Here is a 14,131-nt window from a genome sequence, read left to right on the forward strand (position 1 = left end):
ATATTTGATTTATGTGCATATCAGCTTAAATCTATTGCTCCCCTCTCCTGGTGGGAGAGGGGCTGGGGGTGAGGGCGAAACCTTGCAACCAAGAGGGTTTCACGTTAAGCTGACACCAATGACCCATGTGCCGCTCCGCACTCGCGTTGGGAGAAACGGCTTGCTCCCCCTGCTCCCTGCTCCTTTTCCCCCTGCCTCTTCTGTCCACAGCATCACGTGCATTACCACTGACAATCTGCTGTATGACTAATATTTCCGTACCCAATCATGATTGGAATACTGCCCTGTATCAAGATAAACACGCCTTTGTCTGGCAGTATGGCGAAGACTTGTTAAAATTACTCAATCCTCAATCTGGGGAAGCAATTTTGGATCTCGGCTGTGGTACAGGACAATTAACAGCAAAAATTGCTCAAGCCGGGGCTGAAGTATGGGGAATTGATCATGCCCCTGAGATGATTGAGAAGGCTAGAAACAACTATCCTCATCTGCACTTTGATATTGCTGATGCGACCAACTTTCAAGTTGAACAGCCTTTAGATGCGGTGTTTTCTAACGCTGTTTTACATTGGGTGAAACAAGCAGATTTAGCGATCGCCTCCATATATGAAGCACTCAAACCAGGGGGACGGTTTGTGGCAGAATTTGGCGGGAAGGGGAATGTACAGGCGATTGTCTCAGCTTTGAATAGCGCCATCACAGCGATGGCAATTCCCGAACCACAAACCAGGAATCCTTGGTATTATCCCAGTATTGCTGAGTATGCTACTCTCTTAGAAAAGCAAGGGTTTGAGGTAATTTATGCTCACTTATATCCTCGCCCAACTGTGTTAGCCGACCAAGAAGCAGGTCTAGCCAACTGGATTAAAATGTTTGCCGGCACTTTCTTTGTGGGAATGTCTGCTGAACAACAAGCACAAGTAATTCACCAAGTAGAAGATACTTTGCGTCCGACACTATATCAACAAGAAAATTGGACAGCAGACTACCGCAGAATTCGGATTGTGGCTATTAAAGTCTAAATTATCTATTTATGAGCGAAAATGGTAGGTAAATGGCTGGCGATTGTTGGTATTGGTGAAGATGGATTACAAGGATTAAGTGCGATCGCCCGTTCCCTAGTGGATCAAGCTGAAATCATAGTAGGAGGCGATCGCCATTTAGCAATGCTTCCTAGCAACGATGAACGCCATAAAATTACCTGGGCTTCCCCCATTAGCAATTCAGTAGCCGAAATTACCCAACGTCGCGGCCAAGCTGTATGTGTCCTCGCTAGCGGCGATCCCATGTGTTACGGAATTGGTGTGACTTTAACAAAACAAATTCCTCTCTCCGAAATCACAATTATTCCCGCACCTTCAGCTTTCAGCCTCGCCTGTGCCAGATTAGGATGGTCATTAACAGAAGTAGAAACCGTCAGCTTGTGCGGTCGTCCACCTGCCCTGATTCAGTCTTATATTTATCCTGGGGCACGACTACTAATTTTGAGTGCAGGTAAAGATACACCTGGGATTGTGTCCAAAATTTTGACACAACGCGGCTATGGTGACAGTAAAATTACGGTTTTAGAAAGGATGGGTGGTACACAAGAACGAATTGTAGAAAGTACCGCAGCATCTTGGAATCAAACAGATATCGCCGCTTTAAATGCGATCGCAGTTGATTGTGTGGCTGATTTTGGGGTTCTATGTTTGCCCAGAATCCCAGGATTACCAGATAACGCTTATCATCACGATGGCCAATTAACCAAACATGAAGTTAGGGCGATTACCCTAGCTACCCTAGCACCAATACCCGGAGAACTGCTGTGGGATGTAGGCGCTGGTTGTGGTTCAATTTCTATAGAATGGATGCGGACTCATCCTCGATGTGGTGCGATCGCTATTGAACAAAACTCAACTAGACTGCAATACATTGCCGATAATGCAGCCGCTTTAGGTGTCCCAAACCTGCAAATTGTCGCCGGAAAAGCACCAAATTCTCTGCAAGATTTACCGCAACCTGATGCTATTTTTATCGGTGGTGGTGTAACAGCAGATAATTTATTTGATATTTGTTGGTCAGTACTCAAACCAGGTGGCAGATTAGTGGCAAATGTCGTCACTATTGAAGGCGAACAAACTTTATTTAAATGGTATGAAAAAGTGGGTGGAAACTTCACCCGCATTGCCATACAACGTGCCGAACCAATCGGTAAATTTTTAGGCTGGCGAGGAATGGCACCTGTTACTCAATGGATAGCAATAAAATCTTCTGCGATAAATCAATAATTTATTTGCCAATTTTATCGGCGTTGATCTGCGGTTAATTATTTATTGTTTATTCATTTTTAAATGCGATTAACTCAGAGGCAGATTGAATCAGCAAATCTTGCTTAATATCTTTAAGCGCATTGTTGATTGCCTCTTGGAGTGCGATCGCCCTTCGCCTGTGAAGGCATATCGGCAAAAACTTATACCAACTCAAATAATGTTTGCAACAGATAAATCTTTTGTAAGGGCACGGCATTCTCAATCTTTTGGCATATCAAATATCTTACTGGTGCCGTGCCCCTACTTATCTGTCGCGTTCTTTTTTCAAAATGGTATTACAGCAGTTTTCATGTATTTAGACCACACGCTAATATCTGTATTTCTTTGTTCCTTTGCGCCTACCCTGCGGGCACGACTGCGTCGAATGCGTGAGATATTGGCAGTTTAAAGCATTTTGGCTATACGGAGCAGTCGAACCTCGCAAACATTTTTTGAATTGGTATTACTTTCGTGACTAACCATGTCTTGAGGCTAAAAAAATCCACCTAGATATTAAATTATCAGGTGGACTTGTTCAATATTTTTAGTGGATCCGAGCAGAGTCGAACTGCTGTCCAAATTGGGTATTGACCCTCCGCTCATTCACAGGTTTAGCCTATCTGACCCTCAAGGCGGGAATCGTTCATTATCCCGAACGTAGGATGCTCTGATTAAGTCTTAGCTAGCAAGTCAACCAGAGAATACTTGCTAGAGCATCCGTTGGGGTTGGTCTCTAGCCCTTAACGGAGTCGGACTAAAGACGCTCGAACCTATAAGAGGCTATTAGGCAGCAACTAGGGCTTCCTTACGAGCAAATTTTACGATATTGTTCGCATTTACTTTTGTTTTGAGCCTTGGATTTCCGAGAGGAGACTCACTCTCGACCTGAATCACAGAGCAGCGTTCGCCAACCTGTCGAAACCGTGACGGACCCATGTTCTTCATACTTCAATTATAATACGCGCTTTGGGAAATGTGTGTTTTGACAAATAATTTTCTGAGCAGCAGCTTCACAGGCAACAGGTCACTTGCTCAGGGACTGGCGGGGCAGAGATGCGATTAATCGCGTCTCAACAAGCAGGGGGGACAAAGAATATATTCTCGGAGTACATTGAATAATTTATTTTCTGGAAGTATCTAAGAAATAAATATGTAGTTGATGAGGGCGCTGCAATTATATCTTTTTGTATAATTTATTACATTATATTTTGCGTCGTTTTTAACGACTTCAATTTGCAACACTTTATTAAAGCGACTTTTGTCTGTTGAAGTGGGAAGTTCAGCATTCGGAAAATACGTAGTTTTTTGCTATTCAGATACGAAATTACAGTATAATTTCGGCTTACTAATGTGCTTGGGCATCAGTATGATATGACCAGACATATATAAATAGGTACATTAATTAGTCATTAAAGCTTGGGTACGCGCTCAGATTTAATCAGGGTGCATGAAAATATTTTGTCAATATTCAAGAGGTAATGGCTATTCGCCATAATTTTGAATTGTTTGTCCTCCTCTCCTTATTTACTTCCCTATTCCCCAGTCCCCATTCGTGAATTTGGTGTTCTGGTCAGTTAAATACAGAAACAATCTGCAGCGTCTTTAGATATTACTGATTTTAGTGTTGGGAAATGGACTTGTTAAGCTTTGATCGCTAACTTATACATGACGATTCAAGCGTTGTTTCAGGAGGTAAACAAACAAAAGTAAAAATTATTATAAAATCTTATGCAGAATAAATGTGTTTTTTTCAGCCAACAAATATTCAGATCCAATTTTTTATTAAAGCCTCTAAGTTTCAGCTTTGTTTTAGTAGCAGTTTTGGGTAACTATCAAAATACCTATGCCCAAACAGCTAATCCTCAAGCCTTACCACCTGGGAGAGTAGAAGAAGTTCCGGTGACACCATTACCTGCGGATATGCTACCGCAGCCACCAGAAACCAATCCCATACTACCTCCGCCACAATTACCAGATCAGTCAACTCCCTCGCAAGACGATCCCAATGCTAAGTTTCGAGTAGAGCGCATTGAAGTTGTTGGAAGTACAGTTTTCAAACCAGAACAGTTTGCCGCGATTACAGCTCCTTTTGTGGGCAAAGAACTCAGTTTTGTGGAGTTGTTACAAATTAAAGAAGCAATTACCAAGCTGTACAGCGATAACGGTTATGTCACCACAGGCGCATTGATTACGCCGCAAACAGTAGAAGCTGGGGTCATCAAAATTCAGGTGATCGAAGGTAACGTCCAAGAAATCAAGATTAGTGGTAATCGGCGATTGCGTAGTCAATACATTCGCGATCGCATTCAACTGGGTGCAGGAACTCCCTTGAATGTGCCGCGCTTAATCGAAAAGTTGCAACTACTCCGCCTCGATCCACGCATTCAAAACCTCTCAGCTGAGTTACAGATGGGGGTAACTCCAGGAAGCAATATCTTACAAGTCGAAGTCCAAGAAGCCGACACCTTCAGCCTCACAGCATCTTTAGATAATGGGCGATCGCCTAGTGTCGGTAGTTTTCGCCGGGGTGTGGATCTCCAAGAAGCCAATTTACTCGGTTTAGGCGACACTCTCAGTATCGGATACGCGAATACCGATGGTAGTAATACAGTCAATCTGAATTACACCCTCCCGATTAACGCTCACAATGGTACACTCTCTTTCGGCTTGAACAAGGGTTGGAACAGAGTAATTGAAGAACCATTCAGCGTTCTTGATATTCAATCAAATACCACATCTTACGAATTTGGTTATCGACAACCATTAATACAAAAACCTTCTCAGGAATTAGCGGTGGGGCTGTCGTTCTCGCGTCAAGAAAGCCAAACTGAGTTAGGTATTGATAATATTGGGCCGTTTAAACTTTCACCCGGCGCAGATGCTCAAGGAAGAACCAATATTTCAGCCTTCCGCTTTTTTCAAGAATATACTCAACGTACTACCAGCCAAGTTTTTGCGGCGCGATCGCAATTTAGTTTGGGTGTAGATTGGTTTGGTGCGAATGTTAATGCAGATGAACCAGATAGCCGCTTTTTCGCTTGGCGAGGACAGGCGCAATGGGTACGACAGTTAGCACCAGACACCCTATTTTTAGCGAGGGGAGATTTACAACTAGCAGCAGATTCTCTTGTACCTTTAGAGCAATTTGGTTTGGGTGGACAATTAAGTGTACGGGGCTATCGCCAAGATACATTACTTACAGATAATGGAATGTTATTCTCCGCAGAATTTCGGTTACCGATTCTGCGTGCCCCAAAAATGGGGGGAGTACTACAGCTGACACCCTTCATTGATGTAGGTAAAGGTTGGAATGTTAAGGGTAACGATCCATCTCCAAGTACTTTGGTAGGTACTGGTATAGGGTTGCTATGGAAGCAAAACAATAACTTCTCAGCCCGTATAGATTGGGGTATTCCCTTGACATCTGTAGAAGGGGAAAAGCGTAGTCTCCAAGAAAATGGTTTGTACTTCTCAGTACAATATTCGCCATTTTGATCAAAGCGAGATAAAACCTTTGAATATAGCGCTCGCTCATTTCTGGGTATGTGGACTTAATTTATTAAGTCAATTTGAACTGTGGGCTATCAAGGGTGAACTACAAAAGGAAAACAACCTCTATGCAATTGGGCTGGCTAAAGAACATATTGAACAGTGGAATAGTTGTAGGTGCTACGCTTCTTTGGAGCAGTGCTACTAACGCTCAAGTGATACCTGACAACACACTCAATACCAAAGTTTCTGAAAGTAACAATAACTTTATTATCATCAACGGTACCCAGAGGGGAAATAACCTATTTCATAGCTTTAGCCAATTTTCTATACCTACAGGTAATTCTGCCCTATTTGACAATGCAAGCGATGTGCAGAATATCTTTGCCCGTGTCACAGGTGGTAGCTTGTCGGATATTAATGGCATAATCCGCGCCAACGGTAGCGCCAATTTGTTTTTGCTCAATCCTGCTGGTATTCTATTTGGGCCTAATGCTCAATTGCAGATTGGAGGTTCGTTTATAGGGACAACTGCCAATAGTATCGTATTTGCAGATGGCTCGAAATTTAGTGCAACAGATACTTCTTCATCTCCCATATTAACTATTAGCGTTCCCGTTGGCTTACAACTGGGCAGTAATCCGGGTTCGATTACTGTTCAAGGACTAGGAAACAATGCCCAGTTAAGTGAATCGCTTCGGGTATCTGGACTCAACCTCGGTACCAGTGGATTACAACTCCAATCTGGAAAAACCCTAGCATTAGTGGGTGGGAATATTGCTGTAAATGGAGGACTACTCTCTGCACCAGGGGGAAACATCGCATTGGGTAGTATCAATAACGCCAGCCTTGTTCTCAATTCTACTCCTCAAGGATTTACGCTGACTTATCCCAATGGTGCGAGTTTTGGCAATATTGAGCTTTCCCAACGAGCTTTAGCTTCTACACATGATGTCACCAGAGGAGGTGGAGGAGCCATCCAAATCCAGGGAAAACAGGTAAGCATCCAAGATGGTTCTCTGATATTAGTACAAAATCGCAGTAATCAAGCTGCTGGTGATATTACCATCAACGCTACAGATTCTTTAAACATCATTGGCAAGTCTGCAGATTTTAAGAGTTCTAGCAGTTTAGTGAATGAAACTATATCCTCTGGTGCTGGGGGGAATGTTATAGTCACGACACCACGATTGAATATTGATCGCGGTGGGTATATTTTAACCCGTAGCTTTAGCGCTGGGTCGGCTGGCAACATTGTAGTCAATGCTGATGATATGCGGGTCAATGGTTTTGCATTTGGCGATCCTTCCGCTTTTCGCGCAGTGAGCCAGGTCTCAGCCGTTTCCTTTGGTAATGGCAAGGGCGGAAATATTGCCATTTCCACTCGAAATCTCTCTGTTGCAGCTGGAGCCAATATTGCCGCCAGACCCTATGGTGTTGGTAAGGGTGGTGATGTCAATGTGAAGGCAGATACAATTCAAGTCATAGGTGCGGGAGCGCCAACAGGTGTTTATTTTACTTTAATTTCTGCTGCTACATTTGGGCCTGGTGATGCAGGGAATTTGACAATCGATACCCGTAAGCTGTCCGTTGAAGGTGGCGGTAGAGTATCGGCTTCTAGCATCATTTTAGGAAATGCTGGTTCGTTGACTATTAATGCCTCTGAATCAGTTGATGTGAGTGGTGTCAAAGATGCAGAAAATCCCAGCTATATCGGTACAGCCGTGCTTCCTGTTGGTGTGTTTAGTACAATTTCCCGTGCTAATGCAGGTAACACGACTATTAATGCCCCAATTTTTAAGATTAGTAATGGTGCTAAAGTTTTTGTCGAAAACCTGGGCTCTGGGACAGCTGGGACTCTGCACATTAATGCCAATATTCTCAAACTCGACAATCAAGCAAAAATTTCAGCATCCACAAAAGCTGGAGAAGGAGGTAATATCGACCTCCAACTACGAGATTTATTACTCATGCGTCATGGCAGTTTGATGAGTGCAGAAGCAGGTGGTAGTGGTAATGGTGGCAATATCACAATCAATGCTCCTATAGTTGTGGGTTTAGAAAATAGTGACATTGTTGCTAATGCTGTCCAAGGACGGGGGGGTAATATTGAAATCACCACTCAAAGCATCTTTGGATTGAAGTACCGTGACCAACTGACTCAGGAAAATGATATTACTGCCAGTTCGCAATTTGGCTTGAGTGGTATAGTTCAAGTCAATACTGTTGGTGTTGATCCCAATTCTGGTTTAATCGAACTACCAGTAAATATTACTGACCCGTCGCAGCAAATTGCTACAGGCTGTGCTGCAAATACTGCTAGTAGTTTTGTAGCCACAGGAAGGGGTGGTTTACCACAAAATCCTATGCAGGAAGTGATGAGCGATCGCACTTGGTCTGATATTCGTGATATCTCTGCATATCGAAAAATTGGTGAGAGAATTACTCACACACCCAAATCACCAACGGTTTTAATCGCAGCTACATCTTGGCATCGTAACGCTCAAGGCAAAATCGAGCTAGTTGCTCATCAATCTCCTACTCAGGTGCAACCATCATTAACCTGTGCTGCACTTCCTCACATTTAATTTTTCTATAGATAACATAGTATTTTTCAATCATTAATGTTCAGAACAATACCGTTTGGGGAATATTAAATGCATACTAGCGAAGATTGAAGGATGCAAGCAATGATTACGAGCTTAGTTTTGGTTAATCGCCTATTGACAAGCAGTGCCATATTGCTGCCATTAGGAATGATTTTTCTAGGAAACAACTTTGCTAATGCTCAGGTGATATCTGATGATACTACTAATACTTTTGTTAAGCCAATTGGAAATAATTTTACTATTCTTAATGGTATAGAAAAGGGTAATAATTTATTTCATAGTTTTAGTAACTTTTCAGTTCCTGCAGGCGGTTCAGCAACTTTTGATTTAACAAATACACCAAATATTACTAATATATTTAGTCGAGTGACTGGTGGAAATGCTTCTGATATTAATGGATTAATTAGCACCCTCAATAATCATAACCCCGTCAGTTTATTTTTAATCAATCCGGCGGGAATTGTATTTGGTAAAGATGCGGCATTGAATATTGGTGGTTCATTTGTTGGTACAACAGCCAATAGTATTAAATTTGCTGATGGCACAGAATTTAGCGCTGTTAAACCAAATACAACTCCTTTACTGACTATGAGTGTACCTGTAGGTTTACAGATGGGCAGTAATCCCGGTACAATTTCTGTTCAGAACACGGGACATCTTTTGACATTTCTAATTCATCCTTTAATTTCTTCTCCAAATACTAGTAATAATCCTGTAGGGTTAAGTGTTAAGACTAATAATAATTTGGCATTAGTAGGGGGAAATATCACTTTAGATGGTGGCGTATTAAATGCACCTTCTGGACATATTGAACTCAGTAGCGCTATTAATGGTACAGTGAATCTCAACACGTCAACTGCTAATTGGAGTTTTGATTATAGTAATCTGCAGCAATTTGGTAATATTCAGCTTTCGCATCAATCCCTAGCTGATGCTAGTGGTAATCCTGCAGGTTCGATTCACTTTCAAGGTCGAAATATTACTTTAAATGACGCTTCTGCTGCCTTATTAATTAATCAAGGAAGTGGTAATGCTGGCGATATTAGCGTTAATGCTAGTGAATCGTTAATACTGCAGGGAAGCGGTACTATTGGATTTCCTCAAACTCTGTTGCGTGCTGATAACTTTGGTGATGGTGGCGGCGGTAATATCGTGGTTTCTGCTGCAAAACTATTGCTGCAGGATGGTGGTTCTCTTCATGGAATTAATTTTGGTGCAGGCTCAGGAAGTAATATATTTGTAGATATTAAAGATTTGCTTCAGCTTGAGGGAGTATCGCCGGTTAGCGGATTTGCTAGTTCTTTGAACACAATTACTAGAGGTTCTGGGAAAAGTGGTGATATTGGAGTTGTTACCAAAAGATTACAGGTTTTAAATGGTGCTGTAATTGGCAATTCTCCTTGGGGAAATGGTTTAGGCGGAAATACTACGATTAGTGCCAGCGATTCCATTGAAATTAGCGGCGAAAATCCCAAAAATTTAGCTGAAAGCGTCATAGTTGTTGGTACATTCAGCCAAGCAAACGCTGGTCATTTAACTATTAATACTCCCAAACTTAAGTTGCGAGATGGAGGGGGTATAGTTAACTCAACTGTAAATAGCGGCAATGCCGGAGATTTAACTATCAATGTTTCAGACACTATTGAAGTTAGTGGCGTAGGAAGTATTTCCGGTCTTCCAAGCCGCATAGGTGCTAGGGCAGAATTGCTTGCACCACCCATTCGGCAACTATTTGGCTTACCAGATGTCATTACAGGTAATACAGGCACTCTGACTATCAATACCCAAAACTTGCAGATTACCGATGGTGCAATTGTCGGCGTTGATCATCAAGGTGTTGGCAATGCCGGAAAACTAGAAATCAATGCAGGTTCAATCCGGCTTAATAATGGTGGTAGCTTGACAGCAGAAACTTTTCAAGGTGCAGGCGGTAATATTTTTATTCAGTCAAATGACTTGATTATGCGTCATGGTAGTTCAATTGTGACGAATGCAGGTGGTATTGGCAATGGTGGCAATATGACCATTAATTCTGCTGTGATTCTCGGCTTAGAAAATAGCGATATCGTTGCTAATGCAATCAAAGGTAATGGTGGTAATATCAACATTACAACTCAAGCCATTTTTGGACTGCAATATCGTCCTCAACTGACCACAGAAAATGACATTACAGCCAGTTCTCAATTTGGCATTAACGGTACGGTTGATATTAACAATTTTGGTGTTGACCCCAATTCAGGCTTAGTTGAACTGCCCGCAAATGTTACCGACCCATCCCAGCAAATTGCTACAGGGTGTTCTGCAAATACTGGTAGTAGTTTTGTCGCCACGGGAAGGGGTGGAATACCACAAAATCCCTCTCAGGAAGTGAGGAGCGATCGCACTTGGTCTGATATTCGTGATATCTCTGCATATAGGAACATCGGTGAGGGAATTACTCACACACCCAAATCACCAACAGTTTTAATCGCAGCTACATCTTGGCATCGTAATGCTCAAGGCAAAATCGAGCTAGTTGCTCATCAATCTCCTACTCAAATGCAATCATCATTAACCTGTGCTGCACTTCCTAACATTTAATTTTCCCAACATACTAGTTCTTAATCATTAGTGTTCAGAACAATATCGATTGGGGAATATTAAATACATATAAGCGTAAATTGAAAAATGCAAGCGATGTTTACGAGCTTAAGTTTGGTTAATCGTCTATTTACAAGAAGTATCATATTGCTGCCATTAGGAATTATTTTTTTAGTAAATAACTTTGCTCATGCTCAGGTGACATCTGATGTTAGTACTAATACAATTGTCAATCAAAGTGGCAAAGATTTTACTATTCTTAATGGTACAGAAAAAGGTAATAATTTATTTCATAGTTTTAGTAATTTCTCAGTTCCTACAGGTGGTTCAGCAACTTTTGATTTAACTAATACGCCAAATATTACTAATATATTTAGTCGAGTTACAGGTGGTAATGTTTCTAAGATTGATGGATTAATTCGCACCTTCAATAGCAATAACCCAGTTAGTTTATTTTTGATGAATCCTAATGGTATTGTATTCGGGCCAAATGCCAGCCTGAATATTAGTGGTTCGTTTGTTGGGACTACAGCCAATAGTATTAAGTTTGCCGATGGGACAGAATTTAGTGCTATTGATACCACCACAAAACCTCTATTAACAATGAGCATACCTGTGGGGCTACAACTGGGAAGCAATGCTGGAGCGATAAAAGTCCAGGGAATACCAGCAAATAATATCTTTTTCCGTCCTTTGCAAATATTTAAAGCTCAAACAGTTGCATTGGTTGGTAGCGAGATTGACATTAATTCCGCCAGTTTCAGCAATCCGGACGGAAGAGTTGAATTATGGGCTTTACGGAATGCTGAAGTTGGGTTGAGCAATCAAGCTAAATTGCAATTGACTAGCCCTATTTCTGCCGATTGGGGAACAGTTACACTCAGCCAATCTTCCCTTGTGGATACCACTGGGTTGAATGGAGGAGCAATTAACATCCGTGGACGAGGTTTAACACTCAAGGATGGTTCAACAATTTCTTCCGGTACGGGGAAATTTGGTCAAGGAGAGGGTATAAATGTCAAAATCACAGAATTTGTAGATTTGTTGGGACTTTCTAGCTCAGAGAATTACGATTTACCTGGATTATCTACTAGTCCATTGGAAAGTGGGGCAAAGGCAGGAGATATTACAATAGAGACCGAGCGTTTGCGGATTGCGAATGGAGCTTGGTTGCAGTCCCTCTGCAATGTCTTAGCTCTCGATCCTTTGACTGCCACTTTTACTTTTAAAACAATTAACGATGCTAGCACTGGAAATATTAATATTTATGCCAAGGATGTGGAAGTGAATGGATACAATCCATTTGTCAATCCTGACTTTGGTATTGCTTTGTTTCGTCCTAGTGCTATTACCACCTTGGTTAATGGTGGTAATAGGAATAATAGTGGCAATATCACCATTGAAGCTGATCGAGTCCGCTTGCTGAATGGAGGTAGGATAAGCACCGATTTACTCGGTTTTGGATTAATTACCACCGGAAAGTCTGGCGATATCTCAATTAAATCTGCTGAGAGTTTGGAAATTTCTGGAGTAACACCTAGTGGACTTAATGGTGCTGTTATCAGTTCGATTCAACCTTTTGCAGATGGTCAAGGTGGTAGTATTTCTATCAATACTGGGCGTTTGGCTTTGTCCAATGGTGGAACTATCTCTAGTGCTTTATCAGGAAGTGGCAAGGCTGGGAATATTGCAATTCAGGCAAATAATGTAGAAGTCAGCGACCCGGTAATCGATAGTATTAGTTTTACAGTGAGTGGTATCAACGTTGCAGTAGCTAAGAATGCGATCGGTCAGAGTGGAAATATTCAGCTAACAGCAGACAGCTTACGTGTGTTCAATGGTGGACAGATTACTTCCTCCAGCCAGGGTCAGGGAAATGCTGGTAGTGTTAACCTACAAGTGAAAAATGTTGACGTACAAGGAACTTCGCAAAACTTAGTTAATGGTAGCTATCTCAACAGTGCGATCGCTGCTTCTTCTGATAATAGCTTTGCTGCGGGGTCTGTAAATATCACATCAGATACAGTGCGTGTCAGGGATAATGCGGAAATTACTGTGAGTAATACAAGCAGTGGCGATGCAGGCAACCTAAATATTACTGCTAATAACATCTTCCTCGACAATGGCGCAAATCTGCGTTCTGAGGTCAATGGTGGTGGTCAAGGTAACATCTACCTTAATGCCAATGATGTACTGCTATTACGGCATAATAGCAGCATCATTACTAATGCCCTTGGGGCTTCCACAGGTGGCAACATTAATATCAATGTGGGGTCGATTGTCGCTGTGCCAAAAGAAAACAGCGATATTTCGGCTAATGCTGTACTAGGAAGCGGTGGTAATATCCAAATCACCACTCAAGGCATTTTTGGGTTGCAATTTCAAAACCAACTTACGCCTAATAGTGACATCACTGCCAGTTCGCAATTTGGTTTAAGCGGCACAGTTCAAGTTAATACTATCGGTGTTGACCCCAACTCAGGTTTAGTGGAATTACCTACGAATATTACTGACCCATCGCAGCAAATAGCTACAGGGTGTGGAGGTAATCAGGGGAGTAGTTTTGTAGCTACAGGAAGGGGTGGAATACCACAAAATCCTATGCAGGAAGTGAGAAGCGATCGCACTTGGTCTGATACTCGTGACATCTCTGCATTCCACACCACAAAACCAGCACAAGCCCAAATATCTCAACCATCAAAGCCTCTTGTGCAGGCTACATCTTGGCATCGTCGTGCTGATGGCAAAATCGAAATAGTTGCCCCTCAAACTGCTAATGTACAACCATCTCTAACTTGTGCTGCTGTTCGGGATGTTCAGTTGCTTAACTTTTAGGAATTGCTCACAGAGATATTCTTTGTGCGTAACCCATTGTTTTGTAGCTACAGGAAGAGGTGGAATCCCACAAAATCCGATGCAAGAAGTGAGAAGCAATCGCACTTGGTCAGACATCCGCAATCTGACTGCATTCCACACCACACAACCAGTACAAGCCCAAATACCGAAAACACCACAAGTGCTTGTCCAAGCTACATCTTGGCATCGTAACGCCAAAGGCAAAATTGAGTTAGTTGCAAGTCAATCTCCGATTGCGGGACAACCACCATTAACTTGTGCAGCGATTCCCTTAAGCAAACTATAACAAATCCCACTCTGAGGAAA

The 14,131-nt window shown here is 42.1% G+C and carries 6 protein-coding genes, 1 other RNA gene and 1 pseudogene; 7 read left to right on the forward strand and 1 reads right to left on the reverse strand.

The features are described 5' to 3' along the window. Window positions 1–242 precede the first annotated feature (242 nt). Together AACU25_RS16985 and cbiE are read left to right on the forward strand one after the other, a co-directional pair. Window positions 243–1,022 (forward strand): class I SAM-dependent methyltransferase, encoded by a 780-nt coding sequence (locus AACU25_RS16985; RefSeq protein ID WP_096577532.1) that lies wholly within the window; start codon window positions 243–245, stop codon window positions 1,020–1,022. A 21-nt stretch (window positions 1,023–1,043) separates the two neighbouring features. Continuing rightward, window positions 1,044–2,270 carry a precorrin-6y C5,15-methyltransferase (decarboxylating) subunit CbiE gene (gene cbiE, locus AACU25_RS16990; RefSeq protein ID WP_096577534.1) on the forward strand — a complete coding sequence of 409 codons (1,227 nt, stop codon included), beginning with the start codon at window positions 1,044–1,046 and terminating at the stop codon, window positions 2,268–2,270. Between the two features lie 566 nt (window positions 2,271–2,836). Here the strand turns inward: cbiE and ssrA are convergent. Beyond that, window positions 2,837–3,225, reverse strand: a transfer-messenger RNA (tmRNA) gene (ssrA, locus tag AACU25_RS16995). A gap of 794 nt (window positions 3,226–4,019) precedes the next feature. Between ssrA and AACU25_RS17000 the strand changes: the two genes are divergently transcribed. The 5 genes and pseudogenes from AACU25_RS17000 to AACU25_RS17020 all read left to right on the forward strand — a co-directional run. Beyond that, window positions 4,020–5,786, forward strand: a complete 1,767-nt coding sequence (locus AACU25_RS17000) for a ShlB/FhaC/HecB family hemolysin secretion/activation protein (RefSeq protein ID WP_096577536.1) — start codon at window positions 4,020–4,022, stop codon at window positions 5,784–5,786. A gap of 122 nt (window positions 5,787–5,908) precedes the next feature. Further along, window positions 5,909–8,368 (forward strand): two-partner secretion domain-containing protein, encoded by a 2,460-nt coding sequence (locus tag AACU25_RS17005; protein ID WP_096577538.1) that lies wholly within the window; start codon window positions 5,909–5,911, stop codon window positions 8,366–8,368. A gap of 93 nt (window positions 8,369–8,461) precedes the next feature. After that, on the forward strand, window positions 8,462–10,969 hold the full coding sequence (locus tag AACU25_RS17010) for a two-partner secretion domain-containing protein (RefSeq protein ID WP_096577540.1): 2,508 nt from the start codon (window positions 8,462–8,464) through the stop codon (window positions 10,967–10,969). A gap of 87 nt (window positions 10,970–11,056) precedes the next feature. Beyond that, complete coding sequence (locus AACU25_RS17015; RefSeq protein ID WP_096577542.1) at window positions 11,057–13,804, forward strand: two-partner secretion domain-containing protein; 2,748 nt, start codon at window positions 11,057–11,059, stop codon at window positions 13,802–13,804. A 40-nt stretch (window positions 13,805–13,844) separates the two neighbouring features. Next, window positions 13,845–14,111: pseudogene (locus tag AACU25_RS17020) on the forward strand (filamentous hemagglutinin); the annotation flags it as partial. Window positions 14,112–14,131: the final 20 nt, after the last annotated feature.

The organism is Tolypothrix tenuis PCC 7101 (assembly GCF_963874875.1).
GTDB classification, from domain to species: Bacteria; Cyanobacteriota; Cyanobacteriia; order Cyanobacteriales; family Nostocaceae; genus Aulosira; species Aulosira tenue.